This window comes from Lachnobacterium bovis DSM 14045, assembly GCF_900107245.1.
Lineage (GTDB): Bacteria > Bacillota > Clostridia > Lachnospirales > Lachnospiraceae > Roseburia > Roseburia bovis.
Genome location: NZ_FNPG01000019.1, coordinates 1 through 15,299 on the forward strand (window position 1 = coordinate 1; position 15,299 = coordinate 15,299).

The 15,299-nt window shown below is 34.2% G+C and carries 19 protein-coding genes; 8 read left to right on the forward strand and 11 right to left on the reverse strand.

The genetic code is table 11. From position 1 onward, the window contains the following. From BLV79_RS08050 to BLV79_RS08065, 4 genes are all read left to right on the forward strand, one after another. On the forward strand, nt 1–270 hold a 270-nt coding region (locus BLV79_RS08050), incomplete at its 5' end, for an ATP-binding protein (protein ID WP_159429342.1). 73 nt (nt 271–343) lie between these two features. Next, nucleotides 344–1,147 (forward strand): transposase, encoded by an 804-nt coding sequence (locus tag BLV79_RS08055; protein ID WP_242871454.1) that lies wholly within the window; start codon nt 344–346, stop codon nt 1,145–1,147. 606 nt (nt 1,148–1,753) lie between these two features. After that, complete coding sequence (locus tag BLV79_RS08060; protein ID WP_074717931.1) at nt 1,754–2,191, forward strand: hypothetical protein; 438 nt, start codon at nt 1,754–1,756, stop codon at nt 2,189–2,191. Nucleotides 2,192–2,236: 45 nt separating this feature from the next. Then, on the forward strand, nt 2,237–2,515 hold the full coding sequence (locus BLV79_RS08065) for a hypothetical protein (RefSeq protein ID WP_143470235.1): 279 nt from the start codon (nt 2,237–2,239) through the stop codon (nt 2,513–2,515). Between the two features lie 158 nt (nt 2,516–2,673). Here the strand turns inward: BLV79_RS08065 and BLV79_RS08070 are convergent, their stop codons facing one another. Further along, nucleotides 2,674–2,937 (reverse strand): NAD(P)H-dependent oxidoreductase, encoded by a 264-nt coding sequence (locus BLV79_RS08070; protein WP_022750590.1) that lies wholly within the window; start codon nt 2,935–2,937, stop codon nt 2,674–2,676. 31 nt (nt 2,938–2,968) lie between these two features. Continuing rightward, nucleotides 2,969–3,475: a hypothetical protein gene (locus BLV79_RS08075; protein ID WP_081642885.1), complete on the reverse strand. Its 507-nt coding sequence runs from the start codon at nt 3,473–3,475 to the stop codon at nt 2,969–2,971. Between the two features lie 166 nt (nt 3,476–3,641). Here BLV79_RS08075 and BLV79_RS08080 point away from each other — a divergent pair, with 166 nt between their 5' ends. Together BLV79_RS08080 and BLV79_RS12580 are read left to right on the forward strand one after the other, a co-directional pair. Further along, nucleotides 3,642–4,181, forward strand: coding sequence for a recombinase family protein (locus BLV79_RS08080; RefSeq protein ID WP_074717935.1), 540 nt, complete (start codon nt 3,642–3,644; stop codon nt 4,179–4,181). Beyond that, the gene (locus tag BLV79_RS12580) at nt 4,166–4,444 is read left to right on the forward strand and encodes a hypothetical protein (protein ID WP_022750452.1); all 279 of its coding nucleotides are present in this window, start codon (nt 4,166–4,168) and stop codon (nt 4,442–4,444) included. The genes BLV79_RS08080 and BLV79_RS12580 overlap by 16 nt, the downstream gene beginning before the upstream one ends. Here BLV79_RS12580 and BLV79_RS08085 read toward each other — a convergent pair. The 5 genes from BLV79_RS08085 to BLV79_RS08105 form a co-directional block, all read right to left on the reverse strand. Next, complete coding sequence (locus tag BLV79_RS08085) at nt 4,441–4,761, reverse strand: hypothetical protein (protein WP_022750451.1); 321 nt, start codon at nt 4,759–4,761, stop codon at nt 4,441–4,443. The two genes, BLV79_RS12580 and BLV79_RS08085, sit on opposite strands and share 4 nt — an antisense overlap. A gap of 56 nt (nt 4,762–4,817) precedes the next feature. Next, the gene (locus BLV79_RS08090) at nt 4,818–5,831 is read right to left on the reverse strand and encodes a virulence RhuM family protein (RefSeq protein ID WP_074717936.1); all 1,014 of its coding nucleotides are present in this window, start codon (nt 5,829–5,831) and stop codon (nt 4,818–4,820) included. A gap of 34 nt (nt 5,832–5,865) precedes the next feature. Next, nucleotides 5,866–6,228, reverse strand: coding sequence for a helix-turn-helix domain-containing protein (locus BLV79_RS08095; protein WP_074717938.1), 363 nt, complete (start codon nt 6,226–6,228; stop codon nt 5,866–5,868). 210 nt (nt 6,229–6,438) lie between these two features. Beyond that, nucleotides 6,439–6,882, reverse strand: a complete 444-nt coding sequence (locus tag BLV79_RS08100) for a GNAT family N-acetyltransferase (protein ID WP_074717940.1) — start codon at nt 6,880–6,882, stop codon at nt 6,439–6,441. Between the two features lie 312 nt (nt 6,883–7,194). Then, nucleotides 7,195–7,698: a GrpB family protein gene (locus BLV79_RS08105; RefSeq protein ID WP_074717942.1), complete on the reverse strand. Its 504-nt coding sequence runs from the start codon at nt 7,696–7,698 to the stop codon at nt 7,195–7,197. Between the two features lie 125 nt (nt 7,699–7,823). Here BLV79_RS08105 and BLV79_RS12775 point away from each other — a divergent pair, with 125 nt between their 5' ends. After that, the gene (locus BLV79_RS12775; RefSeq protein WP_159429343.1) at nt 7,824–7,985 is read left to right on the forward strand and encodes a hypothetical protein; all 162 of its coding nucleotides are present in this window, start codon (nt 7,824–7,826) and stop codon (nt 7,983–7,985) included. Next, nucleotides 7,970–8,437, forward strand: coding sequence for a hypothetical protein (locus BLV79_RS08115; protein WP_143470236.1), 468 nt, complete (start codon nt 7,970–7,972; stop codon nt 8,435–8,437). Before BLV79_RS12775 ends, BLV79_RS08115 begins: the two co-directional genes overlap by 16 nt. A 182-nt stretch (nt 8,438–8,619) precedes the next feature. Here the strand turns inward: BLV79_RS08115 and BLV79_RS08120 are convergent, their stop codons facing one another. The 4 genes from BLV79_RS08120 to BLV79_RS08140 form a co-directional block, all read right to left on the reverse strand. Further along, on the reverse strand, nt 8,620–9,153 hold the full coding sequence (locus BLV79_RS08120; protein ID WP_074717944.1) for an RNA 2'-phosphotransferase: 534 nt from the start codon (nt 9,151–9,153) through the stop codon (nt 8,620–8,622). A gap of 783 nt (nt 9,154–9,936) precedes the next feature. Further along, nucleotides 9,937–12,261, reverse strand: a complete 2,325-nt coding sequence (locus tag BLV79_RS08130) for a glycoside hydrolase domain-containing protein (RefSeq protein WP_074717948.1) — start codon at nt 12,259–12,261, stop codon at nt 9,937–9,939. Between the two features lie 576 nt (nt 12,262–12,837). Further along, a complete protein-coding gene (gene rlmD / locus BLV79_RS08135) occupies nt 12,838–14,334 on the reverse strand; it encodes a 23S rRNA (uracil(1939)-C(5))-methyltransferase RlmD (RefSeq protein WP_074717950.1) in 1,497 nt (498 codons plus the stop codon). Nucleotides 14,335–14,343: 9 nt separating this feature from the next. Next, nucleotides 14,344–15,288 (reverse strand): 3'-5' exoribonuclease YhaM family protein, encoded by a 945-nt coding sequence (locus BLV79_RS08140; protein WP_074717952.1) that lies wholly within the window; start codon nt 15,286–15,288, stop codon nt 14,344–14,346. Between the last annotated feature and the right edge of the window lie 11 nt (nt 15,289–15,299).

Below are 15,299 nucleotides of genomic sequence, written 5' to 3' on the forward strand. Positions count from 1 at the left end.
AACAGGTATAAGCTATTAATTATAGATGAACTAGGTTATTTGCCAATCGACAAAGAAGATTCAAATCTATTTTTTCAACTGATAGATATGAGGTATGAAAAGAAAAGCACTATTTTGACAACAAATATAAATTTTAATGACTGGGATAACATTTTTTATGATGCTGTTGTAGCAAACGCGATATTAGACAGAATACTGCATCATTCTAAAGTAATTACAATAAATGGTAGATCATATAGAGTCAAAGATTATATTAAACCATCAGAGTAATTGTACATAATAATATAAAACTTTTTGTACATAAATACTTGACACTTTATACAAGCTTCAGGGCGAATTACGTATGGCTTTTCCCCAGTATCTTGGCATTTTTTCCAAGGTTACAATCAATACATCTCTTGCATTATTGGAAACCTATACGTCTCCATCCGCTTTTCTTGAGGCAGACAAACAAGAGATTATTGACACCATTAAATCAACTGCACGTTTTGGACTTACATATGCTCAGAATAAGTATAATGCCATTATTCAGGCTGCGCATGAAGCAAATGAATTCGGTTACATCATAGACAGCAACATCAAACGTATTCGCCTTTATATCAGTTTTATCCATAAATACGATGAAGAAATCAATAGTATTCTTGATGCCATGCATGAGCTTGTTGATGCCAATGAAGATACCGACTTTGTAAAACAGATTCACTTAATTGAAACATTCAAAGGGGCCGGTTTCTTATCAGCTGTATCTCTCATGGGAGAGATTGGTGACTTTTCTGCATTTTCAAAGCCAAAGCAACTTTTTGCTTACTTCGGTCTTGATCCTGCGGTAAAGCAATCCGGTAAATTTGACGGCACCAAAATTCAAATGTCTAAGCGTGGCTCTGCTATAGCCAGACGTGTGATTCACACATTAACCTTACAAAGTATCAGTACCTCCAGTAAAGGTGAAGCCAAAAATCCGGTTCTTCGTGATTATTATCTCAAGAAATGTGAATCAAAACCAAAACTCGTGGCAATGGGTGCAGTTTCACACAAGGTATGCAATATGATATTTGCAATACTCAGAGATAAAGAACCTTTTAAAATCATTACTCCACAAGAGCATATCAAACAATATAACGCTACTAAATGCGACATAGCCGCGTAAAATACTGTAGTTCCAACAAATCAATAGCTTATGAAAAAAAATATTTTCACCAAGGGGTAAGTGCGCCCTTTTTTAGGAGAAAAATATTTTTTATTTAGTTATTGACATTTATTAGCTGGACTCTCTCAATAATGAAAGTTTATTACAACAGTTACAAAGCTGTCAACAAAAAACTTTCCGGTTCCGTAAAAAATTCTAATCCCCACTCCTTTGCTACATCCATATACAAAATTTGGTCAGCTATCTCAAAATCCTATCTATAGCACCCACGATACATTTAGCTATAATTCAATGTTTTTTAACCAATCCATCCCGACTAATTTTTCACGCATGAATGAAATACAATCCTCTAAATCAAGTTTAGAATTTCCTATGCCATTCACGATAGTGTAAATGAAAAGGATTATCAAAGAGGATATAAAATCAAATGATTTCAAATAGGGGATTAACAATTGCATAATTGCAATTTATAATAATGTTGTGAGTTTGCAAACATCACATGTTCAGAAAGGAAGGAGCAAGCATGAATTGGAATAAAATGGTGTCTAATCTTATGAATCAGGTTTACTCATTTCAGAATGACGCATGAGAAAGGAACGGTGTGATATGGGAGATTTTTTTCAGGGAAAAGACGAACGTATTGTAGATGGCACTCGATATACAAGATATCTCGATTTGGACAAATGGTATGGCATTGTGGTTCCTAAGGATGAAAACGCATATAATGAGATGTGTGACTATAAAGTATGGGATGACAATGAATGGGATATAAGAGATATTTACTGGTTTATGAAATTTCACGAAGACAAGTTTTATCTTATGGAGAAATACTTATTTAATTTCATAGACGCAGAATGTAATCTGTTGATCAATATGTATGAAGAGGAGTGGATAGAAGGAGATAATTTGAAAAAAACTCTTGAGATAACTGATCGCATGATTAACAATTCAGATAATGAGGAATTTCTTGAACTGGCAAAGGAGTTTCGCAACCTTGTTCTGAAGGCAATTGAAGTCAATACATGTGTGGGGTGCTTTTTCTAAATGAGTGAAGAAAAGATATTCTTTCAGGACTTCCTGTTCAAAAATATGCCAGTTGATGAGCAGGACTATCCAACTATAGAACTCCAGTGTCTTCCAGAAGGTACAGATATTAGCAATTATATGGTCGTATCATTTGATGCTATGCTTAAAATGAATAAGCCGGTGGAATGGGAAATGCTATTTAAGCAAACTGGGAATAAGGATGTATGTATCAAGGATGATGTGGTGATAAATAATTCCGAAATGGAACCATACAAATTGTTTTATTTCAAGACATATTATTACAATATCTTGAAGCATAGCCGGAATCTATATGTTTTCTAACGGAATACTCAACCGTGTAATTCAAATCCGGGCTTGCAATCGAAATCGAAACATAAAAAGGCTCTCTTACTACCGATAATGGCAGTATGGGAGCCTCTGTTATTTGCAATTTTTTCAACATCTATTTAATATGTTCTTTATTATCTCTGATAGCGACTTTATAGAGATGATGCCATATCTTTTATTCTGCTCATCACGTTCTTGTCATGATTTGTAAAGATGCCCATTCCCTCCAAGCCCAGATAGCCGAGGAAATCGCCATCGTATGAGAACTTTGCTCCATCGTACATATTGTCATCTCCGGAGCTGAGGAACATAGCAACCTTCTTCAATGTGGCAGGTGCGGCCTGATGAAATGTCTTTACCATTCTAGCTGTATTACCGTTCGGTCTGGGACTGCCATTCAACACAAGAATTTTCATAATGTCATCAACAATCCTCCTCTTTTAAACATTATATTCCGAACCTCGTATCAAGTTGATTGGATTCTGTTTTACCATTAAAATACAAAATGTACTGATTATCATTTTGCTCTTCACCGCTAATTACTGCTTCCACTTGAGTAGCTTTCCATGTAACTTGACACAAATCAGAACTGGCATTTGCCCCATCAGCTGCTATATCAAAAGAATACTTTGCAATCGTTCCTGCTTTATCTTGAAGAACTAATCTGGCATGTGTATGTCCAAATGGCCAATCCGGATCTCCTACCTGTTGGAATAATAATTCATATTTTCCATCCGGTGATGTATATGAAGCTACATCATGTATTTTGTACTTTGTTGTATATATAAAACTTCCAGCTAAAATCATAATTAGAATATTGAAGAATGCCACCATCCCCAGAATAACTCTAACCGCTGGTTTCTTTATGGCTTTACAGCATAACATAGAAATAAATGTTGCTATGAATGCTATAACAAAAATCATTTTATTCGCCTCTATCTTTGTCTTTTTCACTCTAAGAAATTCTCTCTGTAAGTAGCCTTGGCCTCAGCGCTGGTCAGATCCAACTCGTCCATATCCACTTTAACCTAGATATGATGCTTCGCTTCAGATAGTTTGGACAAAAGACATACCGTCTTCACATATGAAATGTAGGCTATTTTATAAAAAGAGGTATATTATGTCCAACAAAAACATTACCACAATCCCCGTAAAAAAGAAATACGAAGGAGCAAAAATGGTAGGTATTTATTGCCGTGTTAGTTCAACAAAGAAGGATCAAATCAAAAGCTTAGCTGCTCAGATTTCAGCATTAACTAATTATGTTGCTCTTCTATCAGGACATGTTTTATATGATACATATTTTGATATTGCATCAGGCTCGACACTTGAAGGTCGCCCTGGTTTCAAACGCTTATTAGCAGACTGCGAATCTGGCCAAATTCTATTTGTTCTCACCAAAAGTGCTAGTCGTTTCAGCAGAGATATCGTTATCGCTTTACAAGCAATTCAAAAACTTGCCACCACAGGTGTTACAGTTCATTTCGAAGCAGAAGGAATAGATTCTAATACTCCTGATTTATATACTCATCTTACTGCACATCTAGCTGTTGCCGAAATGGAACATCAAAGTAGAAGCGAAAACATTACTTGGGGAATTCGCTCTTCTGCCGAACAAGGTACTTCTAAAATTTATAACCAAAAATGCTTAGTAATGTAAAATATATTGGTGACTCATATGTAAACACAACTGAAGGCGAATATCATTATTCAAACCATCATCCTGCTATTATTTTACCTAAAATATTTGACACCGTTCAATCCATAAAAGTATCTCGAAGCAATATCATCGAAAATCCAGATGGTACTACTTCGAAAAAGCATACTAAATACAGCGGGAAACGTGTTGTTCACGAAACTGTTGACATTGAACAGTTGAAATATGATTTAGGATTTGAAGAAATAATACCGCCTCAAGATTAATCTGTAATATCTTTCGTAATATAGTCTTCAATCACAAAATCATTATTATTAATTGACTGCAATTTCTGAACTATTTGCTTAATTATGCCATTCATCTCTTCATACGCTGCCTTATATCCATCCTCATCAAAAACACATGCGCTATCGTCTTCATTAAATGAATAAAAAGAATCATATAGATTTCTTGCTTGTTCATTCAGTTTTTTTAAATCTTCATTGCTATCGATTAATGGATATTTCCTTCTTATAAATCCCTCTTCATCGTATACCCATATAGGGCCATGAAGATACTCATTCATCAATTTGATTGTATACATTATAACTTATCCTTATTTTCCGTATTTTTCTTTTAATCTAATTTCTTCAAACTCAATCATTTCTTAGTTGCTCTTTTTCTCTTCTTCACTTCTTTTTCCAGACCTTTGACACTTTTAAGATACTCTTCTTCCACCGGAGATAATGTAATCTCCTGATACTTTCGATATTCCGCCTTTGCCTTCTTTATTGCCTCATCATGACTTACTTTACCAGAATCTTCAAGGAGCTTTCTGTTCCCAGATGTAAGAATAGAATCCAATTGTTCAACATAATCAATCATATACATCGGCTTATGCTCAATAGCATTAATCTCAGCCAAATCAAAATAACCGGATACAAGGTTATTCAGGATCTTTAACTCATCCTCTTTCAGATAATTCTTCGCCACCCCAATATCCTTCAATGCGGGCAGTTCTCCTGAAAATGAAGTTAATCCCATAAAAGGCTTATTAGCATCTGCTCTTTCATAAATTACTTCTGCCGCAGTATGACCGTGTGCCGCGTAATGAAGCTTATTCTGAACAATCTTAAAAAACTGTATAGACTCATCACTCTTTGGATTGTAATCAACACTGGTTGCATACAAATCCAGAACCTGACGATAAAGAACTTTTTCTGATGAACGGATATCTCGAATCCTATCAAGAAGTTCTTTCCAGTAATTACCACCGCCATTTCCCTTTAGGCGCTCGTCATCAATTGTGAATCCCTTGATTATATATTCTTTCAAACGTTGAGTAGCCCACTTGCGAAAATGCGTCGCTGTTGAAGATTTAACTCGATAACCCAAAGAAATTATCATATCAAGGTTATAAAATGGTAGTTCTCTTGTGACCTGTCTATTTCCTTCCATCCGAACCTGTCGGAATTTCCGACAGGTTGAACTTTCATCTAATTCATCTTCTTTGTAAATATTCTTAATATGATCAACTACGTTTGTTCTTGATGTTTGAAACAACTCTGCCATCTGTTGCTGTGTCAGCCATACAGTTTCATCCTCCATTTTAACATCCAGCTTAGTCAATCCGTCCTCTGTCTGATAAATAATGATTTCTCCATAATTATCCATATTTTTCTGCTCCTTAGTTTTCATTCAAAAAATTCTACATTTCTTCAAGGCTCTCTATCTTCTTCAGTGCCTCCATATAATCCATAAGACGCTTCTGCTGTTCTTCCTTAAGGTTATGATAATCTTCAATCATCTTAACATCCCCAGGAGTAAATTTGCTTTCAGGACTTGCAGCTGCAATTTCCTCTTCATCCTCAATTCCTTTACCCGTAAGCAATTGTTCTGGTGTAATCTGTAATACGTTGCAAATGTCCATTATCTTTTCTACAGTAGGATTGGTCTTTCTCTTTTTCCATTCACTTATGGTACTAGTAGAAATTCCCACCTGTTTTGCAAACTCCGCTTGAGTCATATTGCGTTCTTTCAAAACCTTTATAATTCTTTCACTGATAATCATGAGTGATACCTCGCTTGTCATTCACTTATATAACATTCATATTAGTGAATTCATTATATCACACCTCATGCTATCCTTCAATGCTCTGGCTTCATTTTCTTATCACGAACTTTCCAGGTGCCTGAACGCAATCTTTTTTCCGCATAGCAAAAGCGCACTTATGCCTACTATTAAGTAAAGCACAAGCGCGCCCTTAGTTTCTAACGATTATTATACATTCATAACAAGTTCAATTTCATCTTCATCCTCAACTCCCGTAACCGAAAAACCAATGTTTTCATATAGCGCTTTGGCTACATAATTATTTTTATTACAGGTTAGTGCAATTCTGCTAGAATCACCGAATGGTTTTGCTTTTATATATTCAATAACTTGGTTAAGCGCAGCTCTACCATAACCTTTACCTTGCAAAGATTCATCAATCATCATATGCCAAATATCATACTCAGGTACATCATAATCATATATCACCATAACATACCCAACCATCTTTTCATCAACATATATCCCAAAGGGCTGGCATTGATTCCTATATACATAAGCCTGCGCTAGACTTCGTACCGGATGAGAAACATACTCCTCTTGTCCTTTAGCTAACTTAAGATTAAATGCATCTACAAAATTGTCCTCGTTAATTCCCTTCAAACTAATCATAGTTTTCCTCCATAAATATTCTAGTTAACTGATTCCTTTGATCTTGTATGAATATCTACGAAAGCCATGACTCTTTTTCAATAAAAAAAGCCGTGGCAAAAGTCCACGGCATCTAATCATAATAAATTAAACAAAAATCACCGCGGTCTTCATGAGATATTCAGGTATAGTATTTATTCCACTTGTTATCATAATGAAGCACCTCCTCTCTTAATAATAATAGCTTATCACAATAGTTACAAAGCTGTCAACAAAATACTTTCAAATTATACTCCATTTGAATATATCGTAAAAAATTCAAACAATCTTTCCTTACATAACGGAATAAATTTTTTCTATAACAGACGCCTTGTGTTCAATATATTTGTCAATATCCTCCGGATAAAGTTTTGCAGCCTCCACCTTAATTTTACTGTATTCATCTACAGCCTCTGGATGCACTCTGAGATAATCCCTAAATGCCAGATGCCTTTTCAATTCCAAAGAATCCTCGGGGCACACATATAAATGATGTTGCTGTAAATATTCCTTGCCTTCATATGCGAAAGCTTCTCTCCCAGGTATTCCAAGATTCCCTTCATGAATGTAGCCAATACTTTTCAAAGCTAAAATCACATTATTAATTCTTTCTTTTTTCACAACAACATCAATGTCTATAATTGGCTTTGCTGCCAATCCTTTAACTGACGTACTGCCGACATGCTCAATAGAAATAGCAAGCCCTCCGAGAGCCTGACTAAGCTCTTTTTTTATGTCAATAAAGTCCTGCTTCCACTTTTCATCATATGGAAGTACAACCACATGTTTTGTTCTCATTAAGCTATTTCTCCATCATTTCAATTGCTTCATTCAAAGAAATGCAGTCGGCAAATCTCTTTGGCCACATCATTTCATTGTAATATTTATTTGGTGGTAAGGATCCGCAAGTACAATGTGCTGGTATGATCACATTCAAAAATGGTAAAATATATTCATATGATAATAGTAGCGGTCATTTTAGGCCTAACTCAAAATCATTACCTAAGGTAAAAGCAGCACTTGATAAGTTATATAAAGAAAATCCGAATCTTTTTGATAAAGGTTCCGAATGGAGGAAGAAGTAATGGATAACAAAGAACATATTCAGGCAGAAACCAATTATATCTTCAACTATAATTTTAGCAATAATGATATTCCAGAAAAAGTTGAAGAAGAATACTACGATAGAGCTTCTGCTTTATTAGATGAGTATTCATGGAATGATATATTTAACTGCTGGTTCGATTATTTAAAAGCAAACTGCAACACCCCTGAAGAAGTCATTAACTGGGCCAACCTCTTCTATTGGTATGGCGGCTTCGAAAAACCAATCCCTGACCCATATGAATTCTTGGGATATTTATACTTCAAAGTGGATGTTGCTAAATATGTCGATGCGGCACAAACAGTATTTGATGGTATTGCAATAGGTATACTTGAAAAAATTGGAAAAGTAAGTCTCATTGATAACCCCAATTACGCACCTGAAAATGACCCTGAAATGATAGCAGCAGTTGAACGATGGAAAAACCGTTAATGTTAACTTAAGCGCCAGAATGATTACATATCATACTGGCGCTTTCTTTTACTCTGTCTCACACTCAAACTCCATTCCATCAAAAAACCTAATTCTAAGATTTCCAAAAGCGTTGTATGAAAATCGACCGAAATATATAAATAACAAGTGGGCATTGGATATTCTCCTTTGCCCATTTTTCATTATTGCTTTATTAAATACTTAACTGGAACTTCCTTAGTAAGCCATACACCATTCTTAGATAAGAAAAACTTATATCCTTCTCTATGCATCTCTCCTGCCTTAACAATATACAATACCGGCTTGCCATGGCGTTGACCTACTTTTACAGCAGTGTCAGCATCTTTTGACAAGTGTACATATAATCTGCTTTTAGGAATTAGTCCTTGCGCATCAATAGAATTAACATACTTCTCACCAGTACCATGCCATAATTCTTCCGGCGGTTCAGTTTCTTCAAGCTCTACATCAACAGGGATTGAATGTCCCTGGTTAGCTCTTATTAGTGTCTTATCATCATTGAATGAATATCTCTGTTTATTATCAGTCCTGACAATCTCTTCCAAGATATCCATACTAAATTCATGAGTCTTTGCTATTCCTACAATTAATTCATCGACATTGGCCCAGCCATGTTCATCTAAGCTGATGCCTATTGTCTCTGGTTTATGCCTAAGAATAAGACTCATGAATTTGCTTGTATCATTTAAACTCATATATTATCACTTCCTTATTTTCCGTATTTTTCTTTTAACCTAATTTCTTCAAGCTCAATCAAAAGCTCCACATATGCCTCACGAAGTTCCCTCTGCGACATTCACTTTGCATATGACATGTATTTGTAGTATTTCTTGGCTCTACGCTCCTCTTCCTCGAATGCATAGATGCTCTTCTCTGAGGTTATGATAATCTTCAATCATCTGAACATCTCCTGGAATAAACTTACTCTCAGGACTTGCAGGTTTTCCCACAAATGCTTGTGCAATTAAAAAATTTTATGCTATACTATTACATAATATGATGAAAAGGATGTGATTATTATGAAAAAATTGAAATTACTTTCTAATCTACTTTGGTTAATTGGAATCACCATTATCGCAATGGTAATTCTAGGAAAATATTATTTCATCAGTTTTCTCCCCACATCCATAGACCCTTATGCATATAATTCTCAAGAGCAAATACAATTAGCTAGTAATTATACTATTGCATTTAATTTTACAGGGTATGCTTTTTTTATTATTTCTATTGTCCTTAAAATTTACATCATGGAACATAAAGAAAATAATAGTTCCAAAACGTATTCTTTACGAATTACAAAGAATAAGCCAAATTATCTTTTAATACTGTGTAAAATACTGTGTAAAATTGTAATCATAATTTTTTCACTAATTTGCCTACTTATATCTTCTCTAATTACACTTTTCTCCTTTATAAATTTTGATGATATTCCCTTATGAAAAGAGGAATTATTTTATAATGCTACCCTTTTTTATATACTAACAATTTTCCATAAAATCTGCGTAAACAGATGCTAAAGTTTTTGCTTCTTCTTTTGTTGGTAGTGTATCTGAGTTTGCTGCCTTTAATAACATTTCTTTATCTATATTCTCCTTAGTACCAATATCAATACCATCAGCTAATTTCTGAAAAGATGAAATAACATTATTCTTTGAAGAATTAAATCTTTCTTTATAAAACATTTTAATACGTTTATTTTTTTCCAATGCATAAATTTTTGACACAGACTCAGAAAATCTTGTTTCACTTTTCCTACTATTCATTTCTTTCACTAACAAAAATCCTTCAGCATCCGCAAGTACATCTGTATAACCAAAACCTTTTCCATCTACATTATTGCCTAGGTTGTTTTTTAACCAACTTCCTAAATCTTGATTTTTCGCTTCCCTTGTATAAGAACCGAAAATCTGTAAAAGATCTAGTGTCCAACCACCTAAATCACCTAAGCTATAATCGCCTTTATTATCGGATATCCCCCAATGAATATATCCTAAAGCTGTTGCAGACATATGCTCAATTTCAAAACTTTTTACACTTTCCTTGATTTGTGGTTGTTTCTCACATGTAGTTTGACAAATTCCTCTTGCTGCTACTTCTTTCTCATCAATTCCTGTTTCGGGTGTATAAATTTTCCATAATCCGATATAGCTATCTTCCCAATAAGTAGGTTTTCTTAAATATTCTAAAATAGCACGCCCTGTGACAAAACTATATCCGTACCAAGGTTGCATAACATTATTAAAATTCTTTAAACAGTCTTTTTCTGTCACTTTCACCCAATTAATAAACGTAGCTTCTTCTGCACGATATTCTTCTTTTGGAAGAACCTTATTACATGGTTCGACTCTACCGCTATAGGCAACCTTATCTAAATCCCATGAGCCACCATATCCTTGAATTTCATGGAATTGATCATAATTCCAATTTTTAGGGATTGGAAAACCTAAATTACCACTAAAACCTGTAGACATATCAGATACAAAACTTGAAACAGAATATCCGATTTCGGCAATTCGTGTACAAACATTTCTAGATGAATAAATCCCAACGCTATATCGAGGATCAATAGTTTCGTTAATACCTTTAAAATAAGGAATAATATGAGTATCTACTTGATAATCATACACATCCATGTCTACAGCAAAATAAATCACTGTTGTTGGAACACCTTTTGCCAATGCTGCCTCACTCGCTTTTTTACCATGCTCCAATCCATTTAAGTAAGTATACTCACTGATGTCTCTTCCATTTTCTTGAAATATAGGAAAATATTTTAATCCACCACTAACGATTCTATTTAATTCTCCTTCTCTAATTTCTTTAAAAGAACCTCCAGTTAAATATCTGCCTACAATTTCATATCCGTCTGTTTTCAACTTATTTAATAATTGTGCTGTAACTTCAAATCTTGTATCACATGCTTGAGCTTTTCTATTAGGATTACCTTTACTAGTTAACAACTCCATCCATGTGTCAGTATCTAGGATTTTGGTATTCGAAATCTTATATTCTTTTTGAAAACTTGATAATTGTGTTTCAAATTTTTCATCCCATAAATAGTTTTGAACACAGTTATATCCTATACAATTTAAAGCTGCTTTCGCTAACCATACCCACTCCTCGTATGATGTAACATTTGAGCTATTGATTTTTTTCAGACGACTTTTAGTACCATTTCCAAAATATCCTGTAGCTTCTTCAACGGAAAAACCTTCTAAAGACTGTAAGATTTTAATCAATGCAGTATTCATTTCTCTACCATATAATCCATCACACGGAATGATTCCTGTGTAATTTCTATGCTTTTGATTTATTGTTTGCTGAATACTTCTTACAATTTCTTTTCCGCCATAATTTTTTAACAAAACAAACTGCTGCATGGAAAGTAAAGCTTTCATAACATCTACTGTTACAGTAGAATCTCCACCAATACCCATATCTTTTTTTATTCCTTTTATAGCTTTACCTGTTCCATCATAAAAATTTTGAGTAATATGATTGCCAGTAGAATACCCTTTACACCATAGCGACCCTTGAATGATGGAGTAAACATTGCTTGTTTTTTTATCTCCATCTGACTGTTGTTTAACACCATTAGGATATCGTTCATTAAATTTTCTTGTTGTACCTGCTCCAAAATTAGGTGCTGTTTCCTGAATTCCTAATTCAATCTGTAATGCAATAATTAGTCCGTTAATGGTATTCCTACCAGTGTGTCCGTTTTCTTCAACTCTAGTATAACGACTATCTTTACCATACGTATTATTGAGCCATTTTTGAGTTTCTAGTACCATTTTATCCATATAATATTCCCTCCCTTTGGGCATAAGAAAAGTCATTGCAGGTTTTCTCTATAAAGACTTGTGCTTAATCTATTTTTACTATTATAACTATATCACACTTAAGCAGTGAATTACAGCAATCAGTATCTCGCCATTATTTCAATCCCTGATATCCTTTGAAGTCTTGATTTCACGAACCTTGAATCTTTCCCTGATTCGCTCCAGATCGTGGTTATACCAGTAAGCCACAAAGAGCAGCTGCATTTGCAGCATCAATCTCTTCATCTTCCAAAAACACCACCACTTCCTGTCTTAATTCGTCATATACAGACCATTTCTTTGGAATAAAACAAAAAGACGCCTAACCCACAGGAAATGCTGTAAGTTAAGCGTCTTCCGACGATTCTTATTTTGTTTATATCAGACATATTCAAGTAGTGCACTACTGTCACGACGTAGGCTCTATTTTTGCACCTACTGTCACGAGTTCAACAGCTACAACTACCCTAATATACTTTTTCATGTGCTTTCCACGCTCAGAATAATCTGTCTTATCAAACGTGCAATGCTCGAAAAAGTGCGTAAATTCAAGGATTTCTAATAGTTCACTCTTTGTAGTCCCACAACAGTCTCCACATGCACTGTCTGGGCAAATTGATCAACCGGGCAAACCTTCTTTAACTGGTACCCACCATCACATAAGTAACGCAAATCACGGGCCAATGTTGCCGAATCACAACTTACATATACTATCTTTGATGGCGACATTTTAAGCATTGTATCCAAACATAGATTATCGCATCCTTTTCTAGGAGGATCTACGACTATAACATCTGGTGTCATCATTTGTGAATCAACTAAATTATCAGTTTCGCCAGCCTTGATAGTGTTTGATTTTTCTTTACTATTAGACTGATAAAACTCACTAATTATTTCTTCTGCTTTTCCCACAAAAAAATTAGCATTTTCAATATGGTTTAATTTAGCGTTTCTTTTGGCATCATCTATCGCCTGTTCAACTATTTCCACACCATATACATTTTGTGCTTTATTAGCCAAAAACAATGAAATCGTACCTATTCCGCAATACAAATCCCAAACACTCTCTTTACCATGTAAGTCTGCATAATCTAATGCTAAACTATATAATTTTTCTGTTTGTTGTGGATTGACCTGGAAAAATGATTGAGCTGAAATCTGATATCCAACTTTCGTATCTGTTTTTTCAAAGGAAATCTTTCCCTGCTCATCTCTTTTTACATCATTTAATGTAATATAATCCTTTATATAAGGTTCTCCCCAAAGGATTACAGTTTCTTTTCCAAGAATAACATTTGTGTTTTCTTTATTTTTATTAAGTGAAATTGAAGTCATACCTTCAACTTTTTTTAGCTTTTCAATTAATTTTTCTTCTTTTGGCAACTTATCGCCATTAATTATTAAGCAAACCATTATCTGGTTCGTTTCAAAACCTTTTCTGATTAACACATGTCTGACAAGACCTTTCTTCTTAGACTCATCATATGGTTTTACAGAATTTTCCTGCATATATTCTTTTATCAAATCAAGAATCTGCGCATTTTCCTTGGTTCCTAACTTGCAATCATTATTATTAATCGGAATGATGCTATGAGTTCTTTGTGCATAAAAACCAATTACAATATTTCCGTCTTTCTCTGTACCAACCGGATACTGGGCTTTATTTCTATATCTAAATGGATTTTCCATCCCAACAATTGGTTCAAAAACTTTATCAATTTCTTCCTCGCTAAAATTTCCGATTCTTAGCAGGTTGTTGCGAACTTTATCCTCTTTAAATTTAAGCTGTCTTTCGTATGAAATTTGTTGAATTTGGCATCCTCCACATTGTTTTGCGATATCACATTTTAACTCAACACGATCTTTTGATGGCTTAATTACCTTCTCAACTCTAGCATACCCATAATTCTTTTTTAGTTTAACAACTTTAGCTTCTATAAAATCACCTACAACAGCGTCTTTTATAAAAAAAGTCATTTCTTCATACTTGCCAATGCCTTCTCCATTTACGCCTATATCCTTTATTTCTACTTGGAAAATATCGTTTTTTTGCATAAAACTCTCCTACTTGCTTGTTCTTCTAAAATTGCTATCTAATAATCGGTTATATCCTTGCCACTCAAGGTCATCCTCTTGAGTTTTCTCAAGAATTTCTTTTACAGTTTCCATTTTAGCATCAATATTATCGGCAAATGATAACGCAACTGCTTCGATTAATGCTGGTTTTTTAGGCGAACCAAATTCTAATTCCCCATGATGAGCCAAAATACAGTGTTTTAATTCATTTTCAAGAATAACAGGGAAACCTTCTATCTGTCGAATGTGCTCACCAACCCACTCAGCTCCTATCATTATATGACCTAATAATTGTCCTACATCTGTATAGTCATTTTCAGGAAATCTAGAAATTTCTTTTAATTTACCAATATCGTGAAAAATAGCCGCTGTAATTAATAAATCTCTATTTAATATTGGATAATGTTGTGCAAAAAATTCGCAATTCTTAGCAACTCCTAATGTGTGTTCTAATAAACCACCTACAAAGCCATGATGCACACTTTTAGCTGCCGAATGAAATTTGAATTTTTTTACAAATTCCTTGTCATCAAAAAAACTATGTAACAACATATTTAAGTATTGATTGCGAATTGAATTCATTAATTCAGAAAGCTCACTATACATTTCATCCACATTTCTTTGAGAAACTGGTAAATAATCACTTGGATCATATTCACCTTCATCAACTTTTCTTGTTGAACGAATTGATAATTGAATTTTTCCCATAAAAAGAGTAACATTGCCTGTTACCTCAACATAATCTAAATTATCAAATTCTCTGATTCCACTATCATTTGGATTCCAGATTTTTGCATCAAGGATTCCTGTTTTATCTTGTAAAACAACATTTTCATAAGGTTTTCCACCTTTTGTTAATGCCGTTTGTCTACTCTTGCATAAATATATCTCCTGAATTTGCTCTCCATCACGGAGTGTGTCTATATATCTCATTTTTTCCTCCA